General features: G+C 52.6%; 12 protein-coding genes and 1 pseudogene. 1 reads left to right on the top strand and 12 read right to left on the bottom strand.

Translation table 11 applies throughout. The features are described 5' to 3' along the window. The 4 genes and pseudogenes from HHO50_RS19385 to HHO50_RS19370 form a co-directional block, all read right to left on the bottom strand. Window positions 1-253: pseudogene (locus HHO50_RS19385) on the bottom strand (hypothetical protein); the annotation flags it as partial. Window positions 254-346: 93 nt separating this feature from the next. After that, entirely contained in the window at window positions 347-1,528 is a 1,182-nt protein-coding gene (locus HHO50_RS19380) for an aldo/keto reductase (protein WP_219921595.1), read from the bottom strand. A gap of 161 nt (window positions 1,529-1,689) precedes the next feature. Continuing rightward, complete coding sequence (locus tag HHO50_RS19375; protein ID WP_181308615.1) at window positions 1,690-2,673, bottom strand: aldo/keto reductase; 984 nt, start codon at window positions 2,671-2,673, stop codon at window positions 1,690-1,692. 20 nt (window positions 2,674-2,693) lie between these two features. Continuing rightward, the gene (locus tag HHO50_RS19370) at window positions 2,694-3,545 is read right to left on the bottom strand and encodes an aldo/keto reductase (RefSeq protein WP_181308614.1); all 852 of its coding nucleotides are present in this window, start codon (window positions 3,543-3,545) and stop codon (window positions 2,694-2,696) included. A gap of 184 nt (window positions 3,546-3,729) precedes the next feature. Here HHO50_RS19370 and HHO50_RS19365 point away from each other — a divergent pair, with 184 nt between their 5' ends. Then, a complete protein-coding gene (locus tag HHO50_RS19365; protein ID WP_181308612.1) occupies window positions 3,730-4,626 on the top strand; it encodes an AraC family transcriptional regulator in 897 nt (298 codons plus the stop codon). A 902-nt stretch (window positions 4,627-5,528) separates the two neighbouring features. Here HHO50_RS19365 and HHO50_RS19360 read toward each other — a convergent pair. From HHO50_RS19360 to HHO50_RS19325, 8 genes are all read right to left on the bottom strand, one after another. Then, entirely contained in the window at window positions 5,529-7,820 is a 2,292-nt protein-coding gene (locus HHO50_RS19360; RefSeq protein WP_181308610.1) for a GH92 family glycosyl hydrolase, read from the bottom strand. Window positions 7,821-8,367: 547 nt separating this feature from the next. Next, entirely contained in the window at window positions 8,368-9,810 is a 1,443-nt protein-coding gene (locus tag HHO50_RS19355) for a sulfatase-like hydrolase/transferase (protein ID WP_181308608.1), read from the bottom strand. A gap of 202 nt (window positions 9,811-10,012) precedes the next feature. Further along, the gene (locus HHO50_RS19350; protein ID WP_181308606.1) at window positions 10,013-11,464 is read right to left on the bottom strand and encodes a sulfatase; all 1,452 of its coding nucleotides are present in this window, start codon (window positions 11,462-11,464) and stop codon (window positions 10,013-10,015) included. A 318-nt stretch (window positions 11,465-11,782) separates the two neighbouring features. Next, window positions 11,783-13,519 carry a DUF4886 domain-containing protein gene (locus tag HHO50_RS19345; RefSeq protein WP_219921594.1) on the bottom strand — a complete coding sequence of 579 codons (1,737 nt, stop codon included), beginning with the start codon at window positions 13,517-13,519 and terminating at the stop codon, window positions 11,783-11,785. Between the two features lie 243 nt (window positions 13,520-13,762). Further along, the gene (locus HHO50_RS19340) at window positions 13,763-14,461 is read right to left on the bottom strand and encodes a DUF3823 domain-containing protein (protein WP_181308605.1); all 699 of its coding nucleotides are present in this window, start codon (window positions 14,459-14,461) and stop codon (window positions 13,763-13,765) included. A gap of 11 nt (window positions 14,462-14,472) precedes the next feature. Next, window positions 14,473-16,362, bottom strand: a complete 1,890-nt coding sequence (locus HHO50_RS19335; protein WP_181308603.1) for a RagB/SusD family nutrient uptake outer membrane protein — start codon at window positions 16,360-16,362, stop codon at window positions 14,473-14,475. An 8-nt stretch (window positions 16,363-16,370) separates the two neighbouring features. Further along, window positions 16,371-19,526 (bottom strand): TonB-dependent receptor, encoded by a 3,156-nt coding sequence (locus tag HHO50_RS19330; protein WP_181308601.1) that lies wholly within the window; start codon window positions 19,524-19,526, stop codon window positions 16,371-16,373. A gap of 1,031 nt (window positions 19,527-20,557) precedes the next feature. Then, the gene (locus tag HHO50_RS19325) at window positions 20,558-21,502 is read right to left on the bottom strand and encodes an ROK family protein (protein ID WP_181308599.1); all 945 of its coding nucleotides are present in this window, start codon (window positions 21,500-21,502) and stop codon (window positions 20,558-20,560) included. Window positions 21,503-21,517: the final 15 nt, after the last annotated feature.

The following is a 21,517-nucleotide window of genomic DNA, read 5'->3' as shown; positions in this document are numbered from 1 at the left end:
TAATTAGTAAAATTTGGCCGCCCGGATGCTTATGCCAATCCAACCGCGCGCCTCGCTCCATCGTGGCCACGGAAATACCGAAATTGAAGGTGCTATAGGCCGGGCTTATCTCGTTTAGCCAGACATTCCCCACATGATGCACATTGGCCGCTTTTTCACCTTTGGGAAAAATAGGGGCATTTTGCGCAACCGCTTGCGTAGATAAAGCGGTAACAAAGAAAATCGCAAACAATACTGGTTTCATTTCTTTCATTATTAAGATTTTATTTCGGTTTTTCAAGACACCAAGCAGACCCTTTATTCATCTTAGTAGGCAACATACGCCTAATGTTATGCTTTTCCCCATCTATAGTTTCGGAGCTGCCTCGACCCCGGAATATTGGAGTACCATCTGCGGCAGGCGCTCTCCCTTGATCTCGATCTGGGCCAATTCGGTATTGAATTGACGTATTTCCTCCGCGGAAAACCGCACGTGATCGGCCCCGTTGTTTTCCAGCATGTGCGCCATCTGGGTGGTGCCCGGGATAGGCACGATCCAGGGTTTCTGCGCCATCAGCCAAGCCAGGGATATTTGGGCAGGGGTGGCTTCTTTCTGGGCAGCCCACTTCTTCACCAAATCCACCAATTTTAGGTTGTTCGGTAGATTCTCCGGCGAGAACCGGGACTCTACGGCGCGGATGTCGCCCGGGGCGAAACGGGTGTTGGCGTCAATCCAGCCGGTCAGGAACTGCACGCCCAGCGGGCTCCACGGCACGAAACCGATGCCGAGCTCCTCGCAGAGGGGAATGACCTCTTTTTCCGCGCCGCGCCAGATGAGCGAATATTCGTTCTGGATAGCCGTGACGGGATGGACGGCGTGGGCTCGCCTCACGGTTTGCAGCCCCGGTTCGGAAAGGCCGTAATGCAGCACCTTTCCCTCTGTGATAAGGTCTTTCATCAAACCGGCAACCTCCTCGATCGGAACCGCAGGGTCTACCCTGTGCTGGTACAGCAGGTCGATACGGTCGGTGCGGAGGCGCTTCAGCATCCCTTCCACCACTTTCCTGACATGGTCCGGACGGCTGTTCAACCCGGGTCGCCGTGCCCCCGTCTCCTGGTCGATGTTCCAGCCGAACTTCGAGGTGATGACTACTTTATCCCGGAAGGGGGCGACGCCCTCGCCGAGGATCCGTTCCACCTCATGCGGCCCGTACGCCTCGGCGGCATCGTAGAAGGTAACCCCCTGGTCAAAGGCGGTCCGGATGATGTGGTGCATCTCGGACCTTAAGGGAACCTCCGTGGTATACTTGCGGCTCATGTTCTGCACCCCCAGGCCTACGCTGGACACTTCCAGTTTGCCCAGTTTCCGGCGGCCCTTGACCGTGGCCGCTTTCTGGTTGGAGAGCCCGGCGTTGCCGCCGGTTGAACTTGCCGCCAGCGTGGTGCAGGCGCTGGGCAGCATGGCCGCTCCGGCCAGCAGTAAACCGGTCTTAAGGAGGTCGCGGCGTTTCATTCCGCTATCCCTATTGTTGTTTGTCGTATTCTCCATGGTTGAATTTGAGTGGTGAGAGAAGATGGTTTTGCCCTGCCTCTTTCAGGGGTGGGTTATATTAAGGAGGTTAGCTTTCCTATCTAAGAACCCGGGTGAACGGTAAGTAGAACGATTTTCTCTTTACCAGCTCTTTTATACATTATTGCACTTGCTACGGCCTAACGATTAACCATCTTCTGGGACTGTTCTGAATACCTGTCACCCTGCACGTCAATCTTTGATACAGCCAGATTGATTTCTATGAGATCGTCAGTACTAAGGGTGATCCCTGCTGATCCTATATTTTCCTCTAAACGGTGTAATTTGGTGGTACCCGGAATAGGGACAATCCACGGCTTTTGGGCCAGTAGCCAGGCAAGGGCTATTTGGGCGGCGGTTGCATTTTTTTCTTGTGCCATCGTGCCCAGCAAACTGACCAAAACCTGGTTGGCATTTCGGTTCTCCTCTGAGAAACGCGGAACGGTATTGCGGAAGTCGCCCTTGTCGAACGTGGTGTTCCCGTTGATTTTCCCGGTAAGGAACCCTTTCCCGAGCGGGCTGAAGGGCACGAAACCTATTCCCAGTTCTTCCAGGGTCGGCAGTATCTCTGCTTCTGGCTCCCGCCACCAAAGTGAGTACTCGCTTTGCAGCGCCGTTACCGGTTGGACGGCATGTGCCCGGCGGATGGTCCCGGCGCCTGCCTCCGAAAGGCCGAAGTGCTTTACTTTCCCTTCTATGATAAGGTCTCTGACCGTTCCCGCGACCTCCTCGATGGGTACGTTGGGATCCACCCGGTGCTGATAGAACAGGTCAATAGTATCGGTCCTCAGGCGTTTCAGCGCCGCCTCTGCCACTGCCCTTATGTTCTCGGGGCGGCTATCCAGCCCTAAGGGAGGTTTACCCTCCTTGAAACCGAATTTGGTGGCGATTACCACCTGGCTGCGGAACGGCTCCAATGCCTCGCCGAGTAGTTCCTCGTTCACGAATGGGCCATACGCCTCGGCCGTGTCAAAGAAGGTGACACCGCGCTCAAATGCGGCCCGGATGAGTTTTAGTGCCTCCTGCCTATCTGTTGCCGGGCCATAACCAAAACTCAACCCCATACAGCCAAGACCCAGGGTAGATACTTCCAAGCCGCTTTCACCTAATATTCTCTTTTGCATGTTTTCGTCTCTGGAGGGTTTTAGATGTCGAGTTTTCTTTCCCCGAGCCATTTCACCATAGCCGGGTCGCGGTGGTCGAAGAAGCTGCTTGTTTTGGTGTCCAACGCTTTGATGGCTTCCAGATCCTCTGCACTTAGGGTAAAATCGAGGCTATCGAAGTTCTCCTCCATCCGTTCCCTGCGCACTGATTTTGGGATGGCGACCACGCCCCTCTGGGTGAGCCAGCGTAGGATCACCTGGGCGATTGTTTTACCGTACTTACCGGCTATGGAAGCCAGAAGTCCGTTTGAGAAGATGTCGTGCTTTCCTTCGGCAAACGGCCCCCACGATTGTATCTGCACCTTGTTCTCCTCCAGGAACTGCTGCGACTCTATCTGCTGGTGGAAGGGGTGCGTCTCAATCTGGTTGACCGCCGGGGTAATCTCGTTATGGACAATCAAGTCAATCAGCCTGTCCGGTTGGAAGTTACTTACGCCGATGGCCCTTACTTTCCCCTCTTTGTACAGGTCCTGCATGGCCCTCCATTCACCATATACATCACCATAGGGCTGATGGATGAGATACAGGTCCAGGTAATCCAACTGTAGTTTCCTGAGGGAATCCTCAAAGGCCTTTTTCGTCCCTCCGTACCCGTTGGACTGGATCCAAAGCTTGGTGGTGATAAACAGGTCTTCCCTTGCCACTCCGCCTCTTTTTATCGCTTTACCGACGGCTTCCTCATTCATATAGGAAGCTGCCGTGTCAATCAGGCGGTAGCCGGTCTGGATAGCTTCGTACACGCTTCTCTCGCACTCCTCTGGGTCAGGGATCTGGAACACCCCGAACCCCAATAGGGGCATTTCCACCCCGTTATTCAATTTGACGGTTTCCATAGTCTTCAATCTATTCAATCTATTTGTACTTTGACATTATTACTACGGCAAAGGTATGGGGCCGTATATACCTGGGTGTTATACAGATTACGGGTATCCATACCATTATTACTGATTGGGGCAGGGCCCTCAGGTTAGAGGCGGGTAAAACGTTATTTTTGAATGGCTTAAACCAAATAAGATTATGGATAACCTGAGAAGATTCGAGACGGTAGGCGATTACAACGCCTTCAACAACCACGGGACACTGCACCCGCTGGTGAGTGTGGTGGATTTATCCAAGGCAAGCCCCAGGGCAGCCTCCAACATGTTCTTCGGTTTTTACACCATCTTCCTGAAAGAGGTGGTATGCGGGGATTTGCGGTATGGCCGGGCTACCTACGACTACCAGGAAGGGACGCTGGTGTTCATAGGTCCTGGACAGGTGGTCACGGTTGACAGCAGCGGGGAGGTCTACCAGCCGAAAGGGTATGCCCTTGTTTTTCACCCTGACCTGATACACGGTACCGACCTAGGGCGCCACATACAGGATTACTCCTTCTTCGGCTACCAGTCCAATGAGGCGCTTCACCTCTCGGAGCGGGAGCGGAAAATCGTTTTGGACTGTTTTTCGAAAATCGAGTATGAATTGGGGCATGCCGTTGACAAGCACAGCAAACGGCTCATCGCCTCTAACATCGAGCTCCTGCTGAACTACTGCGTCCGCTTCTACGACCGCCAGTTCATCACCCGCGACAATGTCCACAAGGGAGCTCTGGAGAGGTTCGAGAACCTTCTGAACGAATATTTTCAGACAGACAAACCGCAGACGATCGGCCTGCCGTCCGTAGCCTACTGTGCGGGTGAGTTGAACCTATCGGCCAACTATTTCGGGGACCTAATCAAAAAAGAAACCGGGAAAACCGCGCAGGACTACATCCAAGCGAAGGTGATTGACGTGGCCAAGGAAAGAGTATTTGACCAAAGCAAGTCCGTTGCCCAGATTGCCTATGAGCTGGGCTTCAAGTACCCCCAACATTTCACCCGCTTGTTCAAGCAGCGAGTGGGGTATTCACCGAATGACTACCGGATGCTCAATTAATAGGTAGTTCACCTATCCGATAACCATTCTTATGTTCAGTAGAGCCTTTTGGGGAATACCCAATTAAGCCTACCAATCACATTGTATAAAATTCATAATCCCGGAAAAAAGGATATGCTACATGTGCCTCTAACGGAAGCTTAATCCACTCCCCCAAGAAAAAGCTAGGTGGCAAAATAGGTGGCAAAACTTAGAGTAAAATATGTTTACACAAATTAAAATATATAAACAAGCTACCATATATGCTGTAACCACTTATTTACAAACTGTTATACTGATTAAGAACCCTACGAAGTACGGTGTCAGGGGTACAAACCCCTTTAGCAGCACGCTAGAGGGGTTTTCCTTTTTTAGATTTGTTAGAAAATTTCCTTATCGACTCTATAAAGGGTTTTCCGGTTCAACTCTGGGTAGGGCAACTGATACAAATCTCGAATGCGTTTAATGCTCTTTGTCGGCCGCAAGGTGAGCGAGAGCCCTGAGGACAAGATCCTTGCCATCTAGCTGAACCTCATGTAGCACCCGAGTCCAATATTTGAACATTACGTTAAGTAAGATAAATGTAAAGGTTGACTCATTAAACTGGAAGCGAAAGGAGTACTTAGGTTCCTTGAAAGGTTCTAAGCAGAAATGTATACCATACCCAGCTAAAAAGAGAGGTATTAAACAGGTATCAGAGGCGAAAACGTCCTGGCCGGGGATGCCATGGCGCAGGCCGACGCTCTTGCCGTTGTTGACGTAGATGGTTCGCTTTTCAGGTATTCGGCAAACCAGGTGACGGCATGCACGTGGCACTTCATGCTGATGATAGCCACGCGCACGCCGTTAGAAATTATAAGGCCCAAGGCCTGCACTTCGACCTTATCTCTATCTATAGCTAGCTTTAGAGTTATCTCTAAAACCTACTCGTTAGACAAAGAATAAGGCGCATCTTTCTTGGAAATCCCCCGGCCTTTGTTGGGCGTATCAGCCATCTTAAAGTTCAGCACGGCGCCTTTCATCAGGTCTGAGTGGCTCAGCCAGTTGCGGGTGTGCGTCTTGCCGTTCAGTTTCATTTTCTGGATGTACTGGTTCCTGGAACTGTTCTCTGGGGCGTTAATCACAATCTTTTTACCGTTGGAAAGCTCAACCGTCATTTTCTGGAAAAGCGGCGCGCCTAGTACGTATTGGTCGGTGGCGGGGGTAACGGGGTAGAACCCCATCGCGGAGAACACGTACCAGGCCGAAGTCTGTCCGTTGTCCTCGTCGCCGCAGTAGCCGTCTGGGGTGGGTTTGTACATCCGGTCCATGGTTTCGCGCACCCAGTACTGGGCTTTCCAAGGCTCGGCGGCATAGTTGTACAGGTAAATCATGTGCTGAATAGGCTGGTTGCCGTGGGCGTACTGCCCCATGTTGGCAATCTGCATCTCCCGTATCTCATGGATGACGCTGCCGTAATAGCTCTCCTCATAAATGGGCGGAAGGCTGAACACGGTATCCAGCTGCGCCACAAATTCCTTGTTGCCCCCCATCAGGTCAATGAGGCCCTGCGTGTCATGAAACACCGACCACGAATAGTGCCAGCTGTTGCCCTCGGTGAAGGCGTCGCCCCATTTGAAAGGATTGAACGGAGACTGGAATTCGCCATTTTTCATCTTTCCGCGCATCAGCTTATGTTCGGGGTCGTAGAGGTTCTTGTAGTTGAGGCTGCGGCGTTTGTAAAGTTCTACCACATCGGCTGGCTTTTTAAGGGCTTTTGCCAACTGGTAGATGGTAAAATCATCATAGGCGTACTCCAGGGTGCGGGCTGCATTCTCGTTGATGCCCACATCATAAGGCACGTAGCCCAACTCATTGTAATAGGTGGCACCCGCCCGGCCCACGGCTTTCAAAGGTCCTTCGTTGTTGGCGCCGTTTAAGAGGGCCTTCCAAAGGGTCTCAATATCATAGCTGTGCTTGTCTTTCAGTTTCAGGTACGCGTCTGCCACCACCGAGGCCGAGTTGTTCCCCACCATCACGTTGCGCAAACCGGGGCTCGCCCATTCCGGCAGCCAGCCACTTTCTTTGTAGGCGTTCACCAGGCCTTCCTGCATCTGGGCGTTCAGCTCGGGGTACATCAGGTTCAGGAACGGGAAAAGTGACCGGAAGGTGTCCCAGAAGCCGGTATCGGTGAACATGTAGCCGGGCAGCACTTTGCCGTTGTAGGGGCTATAATGCATTACTTTCCCGTCTTTGTCAATCTCAAAAAACTTTCTGGGGAAAAGCAGGCTGCGGTACAGGCAGGAGTAGAACGTCTTGGTCTGGTCATAGGTGCCGCCGGCTACTTTTATGCGCCCCAGTTCCTTGTTCCACTCCGCCCTTCCTTCTGCTTTCACCGCGTCAAAGGTATTATTGCCCAGTTCCTGCAGGTTCAGGAGGGCCTGCTCATAACTGATGAAAGAAGAGGCCACTCGGGCGTGCACCACCTCGCCTTTGCGGGTCTTGAAGGAAATGGCCGCGCCCACGTGGTTGGCCTCTGCCTCCTGCGCGTTGGACAGGGCGTAGTCTTTGAACGTGTGTACTTCCTCAAAATCCTTGTCAAATTCCAGCACGAAGTAATTCTTGAAGTTGGCCGGCACGCCGCCGCTGTTCTTGGTGGTGTAGCCGATTATCCTTCTTTCCTTCGGAAGAATTTTCACGTAAGAACCCATGTCCAGGGCATCCAGGATGACGTGCGCCTCTTCTGCCTTGGGGAACGTAAACCGGAAAAAGACGGCTCTTTCGGTGGGGGTAAACTCCGTGGTGATGTCATGGTCGGCCAGGTATACGCTGTAGTAATAGGGTTTCACTACCTCGGCCTTGTGCGAAAACCAGCTGGCGCGCTCCTTTTCGCGGGTTCTGAGTTTGCCGGTGATGGGCATGATGGCGAACTGCCCGTAGTCGTTCATCCAGGGCGATGGCTGGTGGGTTTGCTTAAAGCCGTTGATTTTGTCGGCGGCGTAGGCGTAAATCCAGCCGTTGCCCATCTCGCCGGTCTGCGGCGTCCAGAAGTTCATGCCCCAGGGGCGGGCGATGGCCGGGTAGACGTTTCCGTTAGACAGTTCGCGCTTGGAGTCAGTACCCATCAACGGGTTCACCCAGTCCACGGGATTTTCCACCTTCTGCACCAGGTAGCCCTGGGCTTGGGCGGAGGCTGTGAAAAGAAGGAATACGAATAAAAAGAAGTTGGTTCTCATGTGGGGTTTTACTTGTTTTAGCGGTGAAGCTGTTCAAATTTTACAACGAAGGTGTGCGTTGGTTTGGGTTTTAACTTCTGTTTTAGGCCTGTTTTTGGAAAAACAGGCCTAAAACAGAAAAGGGATGTTGGTTTAATGGATTGAAGGAGAGCTTTTAAAAGGCTCTCCTTCAGCCTCGGTGTCGCTACATCCGGTAAAAAATTTCATGCGTATTGTCTGGTTTTAGCAGCGTTACCGCTCTTTCGGAGTTACCGTTCTTTCGGAGTTCTATTCCGGAATGATGCTGCATTAAACCGCTCTTTCGGAGTTCCACTCCGAAAGCAACTTGCCGGGGAGCTCTACTCCCCTACTTCTGCCCGTGGCTCCCGGCGGAGTGGAACTCCGCAGCAGCCAGGTTCGGGAGTAGAACTCCCGAACAGCATTAACAGCACCCTAACTTACTTACCAGGAGGCAGAGCGATTACTTTAGTGGTAGCGTTTCTACCTCTGTTTTGGGCCTGTTTTTCCAAAAACAGGCCCAAAACAGAAATCATAAATCATCAGTCCGCTATTCCGCAATTTTCATCTCTGCCCTAACCTGCTTAATCCAGGCCCGGTGCAGTTCCAGCAACTCCTTAACCTTATCTGGGTGGCGGGCGGCCAGGTTGTTTTTCTCAGCTACGTCTTCCTCCAGATTGACTAAAAATAACTTGGGGAGCTCTGGCGCTTTACTTTCTCCCATGGGCTCAATCACGTTCCCAATCAGTTTCCAAGGCCCTTTCCTAACGGCCCACTGCGATTCATCGCTCTTATAGGTGCCTACCTGCCAGTGCACCACATCGTGCAGCGTCTTGGCGTTCTTGTTTTTAATGACCGGCAGCAGGCTTTTGCCGTCAATCTTCTCGGTGACGGTAGAACCGGTCAGTTCCGCGATGGTGGGGAACCAGTCCATCTGCAAGGCAAGCTGCCCCCGCACCTCCCCGGCCGGTATTTTCCTGGGGTATCTGATGATGGCCGGCAGCCGGATGCCGCCCTCGAACAGGCTGAATTTGCTGCCCCGGTAAGGGCCGGCGTCGCCCCCGCCCCAATTCGCCATTCTTTCTACACTATGCCCGTTGTCTGACTGAAAGACGATGATGGTATTCTCGGCAAGGCCTTTCTGGTCTAAGTAATCCAGAATTTTGCCGATTGCTTCATCAGAATCTGAGACGAAGGCAGCGTATTCCTTCCGGGGAGAAGGCAGGCCTTTGTAGTGCTCCAGCCATTTGGGAGCGCCCTGGTAAGGGTAATGCGGCGAATTGAACGCCCAGTAGATAAAAAACGGGTTGTCCTTGTTCTTATCTATTTCTGATTTCACTTCTTGCACCATTAAATCCGTGAAATGCTCTCCGGGCAGGTAAATCTCCTCTGAATCTCTGTATAAATCATGCGTGCCAGGCCCATAATAGAAATGAGAGTAGTTGTCTATAAAACCATTCCGGTGCCCGAAGAAATAGTCAAAGCCCTGGGCATTGGGGAGGTTCTGGGTTCTTTCCCCTAAATGCCATTTCCCTATCAGGGCCGTGCGGTAGCCGTTCTGCTTCAGCATCTCGGCCATGGTTACTTGTTCGGTGGGCAGGCCGTACTGGCCCGTTCTGGCGGCATGCTCCAGGCCAGGCACGTTGTTGGGCAGCCCGGCCCTCAGATTGGTTTTGCCCGTGAGTAGGGCCGCGCGGGAGGGGGAACAGATGGGGGCGGCGGAGTAGAACTGCGTGAACTTGACGCCTTCCCTTGCCAGCCTGTCCAGGTTGGGGGTGCGCAGGTCCGTGGCGCCGTAGCTGTTGAGGTCTATGGAGCCCTGGTCGTCGGTCATGATGAGGATGACGTTGGGCGTAGCCCGATTCGCTTTTGTTGGGTTGGTGCCCCGCAGCGGGGTAACCCCGTTTACAGGATGGTTTTTAGCTACGTGTTCCTGCGCCTCTGCCGAGGCTATGAAAAGACTCAATACGAAAAAAAGAAAGTTGGTTCTCATATCTGTTTTGTATGGTTGCGGCGGCTCTTTGGAACATTCCCATAAACCCCGCCGGTCAGCTTTGTCCCACTACCAGGTTACCTGTGTCCGTAAAATGAACATCATACCCAATTGCCCATATTGGCCCGAGGCTGTTTTAGGCCTGTTTTTCCAAAAACAGGCCTAAAACAGCTGTAGCACTTCGGCCCGCTATCCCAAAAACTCACTCCGCAATCTTCATCTCTGCCCTAACCTGTTTAATCCAGGCCTGATGCAGCTCCAGTAACTCCTTCACCTTATCGGGATTTTCAGCGGCCACGTTCTGCTTCTCAGATACGTCCCCTTCCACGTTCACCAGGAATAATTTGGGAAGCTCTTCTGTTCTTCCCCTGGTAGGCTCCGTCACGTTCCCAATCAGTTTCCAGGGCCCTTTCCTGACGGCCCACTGCGATTCATCACTCTTATAGGTGCCTATTTGCCAGTGAACCACATCGTGCAACGTTTTCTTTTTCTTTTTTTTAATAACGGGCATCAGGCTTTTGCCGTCAATCTTCTCCGTGGCTCTAGCACCGGTCAGCTCCGCGATGGTGGGGAACCAGTCCATTTGCGTGGCAAGCTGCCCCCGCACTTCCCCGGCCGGTATTTTCCTGGGGTACCTGATGATGGCCGGCACACGGATACCGCCCTCGAACAGGCTGAACTTGCTGCCCCGGTACGGCCCGGCGTTGCCGCCGCCCCACAAAGCCCGCTCTTCTTTGCTATGCCCGTGGTCTGACTGAAAGACAATGATGGTATTCTCGGTAAGGCCTTTCTCGTCCAGGTAATCCAGTACTTTGCCTATCGCCTCATCCGTAGAAGAGACAAAGGCGGCGTATTCCTTCCGGGGGGTGGGCAGGCCTTTGTAATGGTCTAGCCATTTGGGAGCGCCTTGGTAGGGGTAATGCGGCGAGTTGAAGGCCCAGTAGATAAAAAACGGGTTATCCTTATTTCTATCGATTTCTGACTTTACTTCCTTCACCATTACATCCGTGAAATGCTCGCCGGGATAATAGACCTCTTCAGAGTTTCGGTATAAATCATGTTTAAAGGGGCCATCCCAGTAAAAGAAATGGGAGAGGTTGTCTATGACCCCGTTGCGGTGCCCGAAGAAATAGTCGAAGCCCTGGGCGTTGGGGAGGTTTTGCGGCCTGTGCCCCAGGTGCCATTTCCCTATAAGCGAAGTGCGGTAGCCGTTCTGCTTCAGCATCTCGGCCATGGTCACTTGCTCGGTGGGCAGGCCGTACTGGCCCGTTCTCTCGGCGTGTGCCAGAATAGGCACGTTGTTGGGCAGCCCGGCCCTTAAGTTAGTCTTGCCCGTGAGCAATGCCGCGCGGGAGGGGGAGCAGATGGGAGCCGCCGCGTAGAACTGGGTGAACCTCACCCCCTCCTTCGCCAGCCGGTCCAGGTTGGGGGTGTGCAGGTCTGTGGCGCCGTAGCTGTTGAGGTCTATGGAGCCCTGGTCGTCGGTCATGATGAGGATGACGTTGGGCTTGGCCTTCTTCTTTTGGGTGGAAGAATAGCCGGTGCCGGGTTTTGCCTTTGCTTCCTGATTTCCCGCTTCTGCTGCAATATAGTTCTGGGCCTTCGCGGAAAAACTGCAGGCGGTAAGCAGCAGAAAGCAACAAAGAATTCTCATTTCCCTCATCTTATTTCTCATTGGTTTTGGCTACGGGCCAAGCTATCCTCTAACCTGTTTTGGGCCTTATTTTTGAAAAACAGGCCCGAAACAGCAACAGGTTGATGGTTTCCTGACCAGGGGGTTACTTTAAAAACTCAGAGACGCTTAGGTTTTGACACGTCCATTCTGTGCCTTTCCGCCAGCCCACACGCCGTCTGCCGTTTTTAGGCTATTTTTATGAAAACAGGCCGAAAACCCAAGACGGCCTCCTCGGTAAAAAAGAACCAGAGCACACCCGAAGATGGACTCTGGCCCAATTCATAAAACGCAGACAGATTACTGACCGGGGGCAAGCCGCATGGCTCCTAGATAATAGAAGCCGGAACCGTCATTGTTGTTGTCGCCGGCGGTGACGGTGACCGTGATGTTGCCGTTTATATCCGGCTTTATGCCATCGGCGCAGACGGTTTTGTCTTTGTTGCTGGACGTCTGCAGATTCACGGTTTTGGCATTGTCTCCGGCCACAATGAACTTGGTCTCCCGGTTGTTGTTCACGCCCGCCCTTGACCCGTAGAAACACAGGTTGTAGGTGGTGTTTTTGTCCAGGCCTGAGAACGTGATCTGGCTCTCCCTTATTTCCAGGTTCTGCCATACGCCCCGCGCGTTTCCATAATAGGAGTTGGAGGATACCTCTGCGGGCATGTTGAAATCGGTGTTGGTGACCGTCTCCCCGGCGTCATTCCGGGCGTTGAACCGCTTCGTCACTACCAAGGAAATGTTGGTGTAGGCATCGTTTTGATCCTTCAGGTTGCCGATGGAAGCTCCTTCGTGGTGATCGGCCAGGGTGTTCCATTTAGGTACTAATTTGTCCCCGAAGTTGATGTACACGGGTGCTTTCAACGGCTCTGGCTTCCCTGCCTGGTAATCAGAGAGGATGGTGACTTTGTCTGGGTTCATGACCGCCGCGTGGGCCGCGTGCTGGGCAATGTCCGCCTCCAGTTGGGTCAGGGCCGCGGGCTTGTAGGCGTTGCCCACCACGCTTTTGCCGGTAAGGGCCTCAAACCAGGTGCTGGCGGCCGTGTATCGGCCAATCCCTAAATCAAGGTGGTAGCCGTCTCTGGTGAAGTTGTCGCCGATGAGGGTGCTGCGCCCGTTCTGGATGGCGGTTCCGGCCGGAATGACATAGAATAGGTCATGGGCAATTTTCGCTTTCCTGACCGCGTCTACAATAGCCTTGTACATGACCTCCTGATCTCTGCCGTAGGCGGGGAAATCTGAGTGGGTGGAGGTTTTGGAGTAGGCCCAGGTCTGGTGGAGCACATACCGCACCTCTGGGTTGGTGGCGCGCTCCTTCACGTATTTCAGGAGGTCGGGTAATGAAACCGTGAAGGTCTCATATTTCCCGGAACTGCCGCTTACCTGCTGAAAACTGATGTAGTCCCAGTTGTCATTGGTTACCGCTTTCTCAATAGTGGTCTGGGGCGTGTTGGTTTTCTTGCCATCCACTATCTTCCTGAACTCATAGGCCGGGGAGTTGGCCTTGGCGTTGGTCAAATGCTGTTCCAGAGAGGCACCGCCTATAAACAGGTTCCCGATCACCATGGGCACTTTCTCGGCCGCGGCCAGTTCATAGAGGTAATTCTCTACGGCGTCCTCAGAAAAGCTGTTCCCGATGGCCAGTACTTTGAGGATGCCGTCGTCTCCCGCGCTGGTCACCGTCAGGTTGAAAGAGGCGTTGACTTCTCCCTTAGAAGAGGAGAAAGTGATGGTAGAGACCCCGCTTCTTTTTGCGGTAACGGTAGCGGAAAAGTCTTCATTCATTTTGATGCCGGCCACATCAGGATTGCTGGTGACCCAGCTGTAGGTCAGCTTAGGGCTCACATTGGGGGTAAAGCTAGGCTTCACCACAAACTCCTGCCCGGCGGCCAGCGTTTTGTCACCCGTATCCAGCACTACTGACTGTTCTACGCCCTGTGCATCATCGTCTTTGTCACAGGAGTTGAAAGTCAGGGAGAAAAAGCTCAGCAGTGCAAACAGGAGCATTTTCCTCTGTATTTGTAAATAAGATTTCATAATAACAGATGGTTAATTGAGAAATTTCAAATTTTAAAACCTGGCGCGGAAGCCCTCCTGAAGAGAAACCGCCTAGAGCATGTTTACCGGACAATCGGCCTGCCAGAGAAAGACTCCCTTGAGGCTGTTTCCGGCCTGTTTTTCAGAAATCAGGCCGGAAACAGCCTCGTGGGCGAAGCCCCTGCGGTAAGGCGAGGTGAATTCTTTAGGACTCTAAACAGCTCCAGGGGCTCCTCTCACAGACTATATCCCGATGCGAACCGGCGGGGCGTAGTTATACTTCGCCTCAGGCGCGTCTATCAAGGCACCTACCCTGAAATAGTACTCATTGCCGGCCTTCAGAGCACTGGTATAGGCGTCAAGGTTAATTTCCAGCCTGTATTGCGTTACGTCATTGGTGACCTCGTTGAGGTTGACCAATGATGACACAGAATTCAGAGGTTGGCCTACGTTAGGTTCCCGATGGGCAAACAACCCAATCCGGACAACTTTGTTGGTGACCGTCTGGTCCAGGTTGAAAGTGGCTACAATCTTATTGCCCTTCTTGTTGATCTGCACGTTCCGGACGCGGATGTAGGGCTGTACATTGAAGTTCTTGGTGGTGGCACCTGACACTACAACCTCCTCAGAGTTCACGGGCACGAAGTTTCCGCGTACGGGCCGGATGGTGTAAGTGCCGGAGAACATGAGGTTGTTGCGGTACGTCCCGTCATTCTTCACCACCATGAACTGGGTCTGCGGATTATCAAACCCGTGTTCAATGTACTCAATCTGCATCCCGTTGATGATGTCCTGCTGGACTAACTCCCCTGTTTCCTGGTCATAAATAGCGCCGCTGATGCTGGCGTCCGGGCCGTCGTAATTATCCAGCTCGTTCAACTCACACCCCCCCAGCAGGAAAAGACTTACCAGGGCAATGCTAAATGTCTTGATACTTTTCATAACTGTCTTGCTTAGTGTTGTGGGTTCTGGATAAGTCCGTTATTGTTCACCCCAGGAATACTTCTATAGTAATCTCTCTCGGGGAAAGTGTTGGGCCGCGCGCCGGGCACGTCTTTCCTTACATAAATATAGGCCGGTTGCGCCCCGCGCAGGTCAAGCATGGGCACCAAGGCCGTCTTCACGTAATTGTTGAAGATCTGGTGATAGGTGCGCCTTCTTATCAGATCCCAGTATTCCTTGTTCTCAAAGGCCAGTTCCACAGAGCGCTCTCTCAGTACATTGGTCAGGTTCAACGGAATTGCCACCGTGTGCCCCGCCCTCTTCCTGATGTCGTTCAGCGCCTGGGTGGCGCGTTCTGTACTCCCTAGCCCGCTTTCCACCACGGCTTCGGCATAGTTCAGAAGCACCTCCGCATAGCGGATGTCTATATAGTCTGTGGTGGATTGCAGCCAGGTTTTGATTTTGGCGCGCTCATCTAGGAACTTCTTAAGCAGGAAGCCGGAACGCGTCATGTTGGGTGTCCCTTCAAAGCCGGAGTATTGGTTGCTGGTGGCCGCCCCGTAGGTATGGTAGGTTACCCCTTGGTGCACAACAGTTCCCTTGGCGTTCAGGACACTGCCATCCGGACGGATGATACCGCCCTGGATAACGATCTCAGTTCCCTTCCATTCCGCCCCCGGATGGATGATGGAAGCAAAAAAGCGGGCATCTTTCCCCTGGAAGATTTCTTCTGGCGAAGAAAACCGGATGTAATTGGTAGAGGGATTGAATTCACCTTCCCGCACCTGCCCGTCAGTGGTGGTGATGATGGGGGAGGCCACCCCCGGGTTTCCGTAATTCTCGTATTGGTCAACCAGTTCCAGCACCGGGTTGGTGCGGCCTACGTGGGGGAAACCCTCTCCCGTCTGGTTAGGGTTGTTCCAGCCGTCATAGTCGTGGGCCAAGGGCCCGCCGGCGTGGCCGTACCCTCTCATGAAGAGTACTTCCGTCAGGGCCACATTAGGATCCATGAACAGGTTCTGGTAGTTCCGGGCGGCGTCCTGCGGATTGGCCGGATTGGGCATGTACAGTCCGAACTGGCCGGAACCCATCACTGCCTCAGAGGCTTCAATGGCGGCTTGGTAGTACCGGTTGGCCTCAGAGGCGGGCAGCCCCACCAGGCCGGCGGTCACTGCTTCCCCCGACAGGGGAGCACGGTTCCAGTATTTGGCCACGGAGGCGGCATGGAGGGCAACGCGCGATTTCAAACCCGCTGCCGCCCATTTGGTGGCTCTCCGCTTGGTTTCATCTGCGCTCTGCCGGCTGGCCGGAAGTTTCTCAAAGGCAATGTCCAATTGGGCCAGCACAAAGTCCCAGGTCTCTTTCTCGGTATTGCGCGGAACCCGGAGGCTCGCCCAGTCGGTGGTGTATTCCTGGTTTTCGGTGATGATGGGCACTCCACCATATATCTTCACAAGAGCGTAATAGGTATAAGCCCTCAAAAATGCGATTTCCCCTTCAATGGCTGTTCTTTCCGCGGCAGAGAAGCTGACTTTCGCCACAGATTCCTCCAGCAGGTTAATATCCCGGTTAAGCTGGTAGCCGCGCGTCCACCATTGGTTGTTGAACTCATTCCAGTTGGGCCACTCTGAGTGGATGGCTTCCAGACCATATTGAGACAAGGAAAGGGATCCCGTGTTCCCGCGGGCGTTGTATCCTGCCCGGGGGAAATACACGAAATCCTCCATTGGCAGTTCATAGTACAGGTTGGCCAGGTAGCCCTTGATTCCGTTGGGGTCAGAAAGCACCGCCTCTACGGGCACCTTGTTTTTAGGGTCTAGCTCCAGATAGTCATTACAAGAACTGAAAACCCCTATTAGGAGCGCCAAAATCAAATATTTATAGCTTCTATTTTTCATCATCGTTCTATTTAAAAGGAAACGTTCAGCCCGAAGTTAAAACTCTTCATGAGCGGATAGTTGTAACCGGCCTGGTATTGTCCTTCATGTTTCTCAGGGTCGAATTGCTTCAGGAAGGGGTCAGTGATAGTGAACAGGTTGTGGGCGTTGGCATACACCCGAACGTTGTTAAGGGCATATTTCTTAGAGAGGTTGGCAGGGATAGTGTACCCAATCTCAATGCTCTTCATCCGCAGATAGCTGGCGTTCATTCTCCAGGCATCACTCTCCCGGTAAGAAGACTGCATGTACTCAGAGAAACGGTTGGCTGGGAATCTTCCCGGTACCCACTCAGATTCTGCATTGTAGGGATCTGCCAGATGCCATCTGTCATGGAAGTAGGCGGGGATGTTCCCGTTGTTGAAGAACATCTGGCTGTACACCTCATTGAAACGGATGGTGTACAGGCTAGCGCCCTGGAAAACGGAGGTCAGGTCAAAGTTCTTGTAAGCGGCGGTAAGGGTGAAGCCGTAGAACAGTTTAGGGGTGCCGTTCCTGAAGATGGGCATCAAATCTTTCCCATCAATGATTCCGTCTCCGTTCACATCATCATAGATGTAATCACCGGGCAGGATCTGCGAATTGCCCAGGTTGCCCCCATGGTTCACGCCTTGGATGATTTCCTCCGGATTCTGGAACTGCCCAATGCGGTCATAGCCCCACACCACATCATTCCACCGGTTCGGGAAGCCGTATCTCCAACGATCCATGCTACTGGTAGGGGCTGGTTTATCCACCACCTTGTGCATGGTGCGGGCAAGGTTCATGTTGAAACTGATGCCAAAGTCAAAACCACGGATGCTGTTCTGGTGGCCTACGATAAAGTCAAACCCTCTGGTTACTTCACTTTCCAGGTTCTCAATAGGCATTTCGCCGCCGAAGGTGTTGGGCAAGCCGCCTTCACGGGTTTTCAGTTTCCCGGTTTTCTCCCTTTCATAATAATCAGCCTCAAAGCTCAGCTTGTTGTTGAAGAAGCTGCCTTCTACGCCCACGTCGGCAATGGTTGACTCAACCCAGGCAAAGTTAGGGTTGATCACCCCGGGGGCGGTTAATCCGCCGGTCACGCCGCCGTTGGTGAACTCAGCGCCTTGGTTGGGCGCAGGATTAAAGCCTAGCACGTGCTGGAAAGCATCTCCTACATTCTCGCCAATCTGGCCGTAAGAGGCCCTAATTTTGAGGTCGTCAATAAAGGTGAGGTTGTCTTTGATGAAGCCCTCCTCAGAAATCCTCCACCCGGCGGAAACAGTAGGAAAGAAAGCCCAACGGTTGCCTGGCGCATACCGGTAAGACCCATCATACCGGAAAGCAAAGCTGGCTAGGTATTTCCCGGCGTAGTCATAGTTGACGCGGCCAATGTAAGACATGGTGGCTTCCTCCACTTCATTGCCCGCATTGGTCTGGAGTCCGCCTGCAAAATCAACCACATCGGTAGTAAAGAACTCATATTCTCTTTTCAAGTAGGAATATTTCTTGTTATAGCGTTTCTGTTCAAAAACCGCCGTCGCGCTGATGTTGTGCACATCTAGGAAAGTGTTCTCATACGTCAGCTGTCCCTGGAACACCAGGCGGTTGGCATCATCTATGGCGTTGGCAATCCTTGGCGGATTCATCACCTGCGGCGTTAAATCCTTGGAATAGACCGTATAGTTCTTCCACACGTTCTTGTTGAACATGTTTCTGCTGTCATAAGAGGCGGTAGCCCTTGCCTCCAGCCCTTTGATAAAGGGGACAGTCCAGGCTAGGGATGCAGAAGAGGTAAAGTCCTTGTTCTCATTGGTGGTGTAGCCCGCATATTCATCCTGAGACATCAGCACAGCGTTCTGCTGGTTGAAGATGTTGGCAGGATAATTGGGATCATCGTTGATGAAAGGCCGCTCATGCGGGTGGCTGATGATGGTTCCTTTATAGATCCACATGAACCCATCCCCACCGGGGTATTCCCTTTTGCTGTACCTGCCGGAGAGCATCACTTCCGCCCGTAGGTTATCGGTGAGTTGCAGGCCCACGTTGGAGCGCAGGTTGTAGCGGTTGTAATTTATATCATTGCTCTTGAAAAGGCCGCCCTCAGAGAAAGTGCCCAGGCTGACGAAGTAATCTGCCTTCTCGGTGCCGCCCCTCACGGAGAAATTGTGCTGGTGCTGGGTGGCGTAGTCTTTGAAGGTCTCGTCAAACCAGTTCGTGCTGGTGTAGCCGGGGCCACCCTCGCGCCACCGCTGCATCTCGTCGGCCGAGAGGAAGTGGTTTCTATCACGATAGAAGACCGCGTCATTGTACATCTCCAGATACTGGGCGGCGGTTGACATTTCCGGCACATCGGTAGGAGATTGGAAGCCGACGGTACCTGTGTAATTAAAAGTGGGTTTTCCGGCGATGCCTTTCTTGGTGGTCACCAGAATTACCCCGTTGGCAGCATTTAAGCCGTAAATGGCCGCCGAGGCATCTTTCAATACCGTGATGCTCTCAATGTCATTGGGGTTAAGTTGCTGGAACTCCACCCCGCCATCACGCACTATGCCGTCAATCACGTAGAGGGGCTCTCCGAAACCGCGGATGTTGATGGAAGAGGCAAAGCTGCCCGGCTCGGCGTCTTGTTGCCGGATCTGCAGCCCCGGCACTTTCCCCTGGAGGCTCTGCGCCAGGCTGGAGCTGGTGGTAGTAATAATGTCTTCCCCTCTGATGGTGGAAATAGCAGAGGTAAGGTTCTCTTTCTTCTGAGTACCGTACCCCACCACCACCACTTCATCCAGGCCTGATGCATCTGTTTGCAATCTAACTGACAGGTCGGTCTGGCCGGCAACAGCTACCTCCTGAGGTTTGTACCCCAGGTAAGAGACCACCAGCACGGCGTTCTGCCCCGCTGTAATCCTGAAATTCCCTTCGCCATCGGCCATGACCGCGTTAGAAGTTCCTTTCACCAGGATGCTGGCCCCCGGAAGGGGCGCTCCCCGCTCATCTACGACCCTTCCCGTTATTGTTCTTTGATCCTGGATAAATGCAAGTTCAAGATCATTTCCAAGTACATTGAAAGACGATGTACGGGCATGCGCAGGAAAGTACGACAGGACTACGGCGCAAGACACCAGCCCCCATCCCCTACGCAAATACTTATTAAAGTACCTTTTTATCATAACTTTTGGTTGTTAATTGAACATAAAACTTCTTATGGATTCGCATCAGATACCGGGGGCAAAATCACCGCTTTTACAATTATATCAAATATACTAAAACGTTTTAGTCGTTTCCAAGCAAATATTAATAAAAAATTAGTGATTTATTAATTCCTCTAATTTATGATTTTGACCATGGCTTGGCGATTATAAAAACCTGCCCCGAAGCGGTAGAATCAGCAAAGCCTATTTAGCTTGGCAGCCCCCTTTGGCAAACCGACGCACATGGCGGAGGTGCGCTCAGATCTTATTTTCAGAAAGCGGCAAACCACCTCCAGCAAAGATGGATATGCAATGGGTCAGAATTGAAAGCTACCCTGACTTTAACTTGAACTCGGGAATTGCTCGGTTCACTTACCTGAAGAAGTACCGCCTCTCCATCCTCCCGCGCATATCGTCGTCCTTTGAGGGGGTGGGGGGATGATCTCCCGGGCAGATCAGGCGTTCCCGAGAAGTACTCTCCTCTCTCCAGGGCAAAGGCTAACTGTTGCTTCAACCAGCCTGTCATCCCCCTACTCCCTTCAAAGGGGGACGGCATGCGTGCCTGGTTCCAGGGGAGAAGGCGTTTCAAGTCGGGACGGGTGCTCTTGGCTGCTTCTGGGAGGCCTTTGTGGCTTCTGTATGGCGCCTGCAATTCCCGAGTCCGCGTTGACTTTAAGAACTGATGGCGAAGAAGGAAGGAGGATGAACTTTCAATTTTCCTGTTTCCGGCCTGTTTATGGAAAAACGAGCCGGAAACAGGAAAATTGCGAATTACAGGCAGCAAGAACTAGGGCGTGTTGACAATTAAGCTTGAATGATGGATTTAAGATGATTTTAAGACGCTTTTAGCCTACTCTGCATTACTATAGGCGGGAGATTTACCTCAGATTGCCCCTCTCAAGAGCCTGAGTAAGCCTTAAGCACGCTCAGAATAGCTTGTGAGCTCTAATTGTCAACACGCCCTAGCTACTTCTACGCTTTTTCAAAAACCCCGCATAGCTTCAATGGCCTTAGATGAAGGCCTTCAACGCTGTCTGCTGCTTCCAGTAATCCAGACTCATCAGATGCGATGCGCCCAGAATGTTGCAGCTCTCTGTGTTATTCACAATCTCCATTTGCAGTCCAAGAGGAACTCCCAGAGATTTTTTCAACGCTTCCAGAAACAGAGGATGCGCTTTCGCGATGTTCCCTCCCATCATAAGCACATCGGCCTTGAATCTCTCCAGGTGCGGAGCCAGGAATTCCGTCAGGTTTTCTATAAACTCCTCAAAAACTTGGTGGGTAGCGGCATTGTTGAAGGCGACAATCTCCCGCACCCCCTTACAGGCTTGTCCTGTCATTGCCTCATATTGGCGCACAAACCAACGGGTGGAGAAATAATCGTCGGCAATGCCGTCTTTGAAGCTTTTGTCCCATAGGCACCCGTTCTCCGGAACTTGGGAGTGCTCTGCGGCGGGTAATCCGTTCATCAGGAACGCTGCCCCAAAACCGGTACCCAGGGTAAGCCCCACGGTTCTGTGATGGAGTACCTTCTGCTGCAACGCAGCCCCCACCGCAAAGGAGGTGGCGTCATTGAAGAAGTGGATCTTCTCCTCAGGGATGTTGACCAACTGGCTTAACGGCTCCCGAACGTCCACCTTGTAAAGACTCTCATATTTGTCGTTCCCTTCAAACATGCCCACCCCGTTGAGGTAATCAAAGGGGCCCGGCATGGCAATACCGATACCGGCTACCTTCTTACGATCAAGGCCCACCGTTTGGATACAGGTTTTCAGCACCTCCCGCACCGTGTCTGCCCAGGCTCCAATGATAGCCTCTTTTGAAGCCTTGTTGTTTATTTCCCGGTTGAAACTGGTTCCCGCTATGATCTCAAAGCGATCCAAATCCACGGCCGCAGCCGTGATATGGCTTCCGCCGATGTCAACGCCCAGGACAATATTCTTATCTTCTGCCATTAATTAAATATTGAT

The sequence above is a fragment of the Rufibacter sp. XAAS-G3-1 genome (genome assembly GCF_013623775.1).
GTDB lineage: Bacteria > Bacteroidota > Bacteroidia > Cytophagales > Hymenobacteraceae > Nibribacter.
The sequence above is the reverse complement of the archived record's forward strand: the minus strand, read 5'-3'. Positions and strand labels throughout refer to the sequence as shown.

Excerpts from the sequence above, each read along its gene's own strand:
- HHO50_RS19340 (WP_181308605.1), bottom strand. The coding sequence starts at position 14,461 with ATGAAAAGTATCAAGACATTTAGCATTGCCCTGGTAAGTCTTTTCCTG.
- HHO50_RS19350 (WP_181308606.1), bottom strand. The coding sequence starts at position 11,464 with ATGAGAATTCTTTGTTGCTTTCTGCTGCTTACCGCCTGCAGTTTTTCC.
- HHO50_RS19330 (WP_181308601.1), bottom strand. The coding sequence starts at position 19,526 with ATGATAAAAAGGTACTTTAATAAGTATTTGCGTAGGGGATGGGGGCTG.
- HHO50_RS19345 (WP_219921594.1), bottom strand. The coding sequence starts at position 13,519 with ATGAAATCTTATTTACAAATACAGAGGAAAATGCTCCTGTTTGCACTG.
- HHO50_RS19380 (WP_219921595.1), bottom strand. The coding sequence starts at position 1,528 with ATGGAGAATACGACAAACAACAATAGGGATAGCGGAATGAAACGCCGC.
- HHO50_RS19370 (WP_181308614.1), bottom strand. The coding sequence starts at position 3,545 with ATGGAAACCGTCAAATTGAATAACGGGGTGGAAATGCCCCTATTGGGG.
- HHO50_RS19355 (WP_181308608.1), bottom strand. The coding sequence starts at position 9,810 with ATGAGAACCAACTTTCTTTTTTTCGTATTGAGTCTTTTCATAGCCTCG.
- HHO50_RS19335 (WP_181308603.1), bottom strand. The coding sequence starts at position 16,362 with ATGATGAAAAATAGAAGCTATAAATATTTGATTTTGGCGCTCCTAATA.
- HHO50_RS19365 (WP_181308612.1), top strand. The coding sequence starts at position 3,730 with ATGGATAACCTGAGAAGATTCGAGACGGTAGGCGATTACAACGCCTTC.
- HHO50_RS19360 (WP_181308610.1), bottom strand. The coding sequence starts at position 7,820 with ATGAGAACCAACTTCTTTTTATTCGTATTCCTTCTTTTCACAGCCTCC.
- HHO50_RS19375 (WP_181308615.1), bottom strand. The coding sequence starts at position 2,673 with ATGCAAAAGAGAATATTAGGTGAAAGCGGCTTGGAAGTATCTACCCTG.
- HHO50_RS19325 (WP_181308599.1), bottom strand. The coding sequence starts at position 21,502 with ATGGCAGAAGATAAGAATATTGTCCTGGGCGTTGACATCGGCGGAAGC.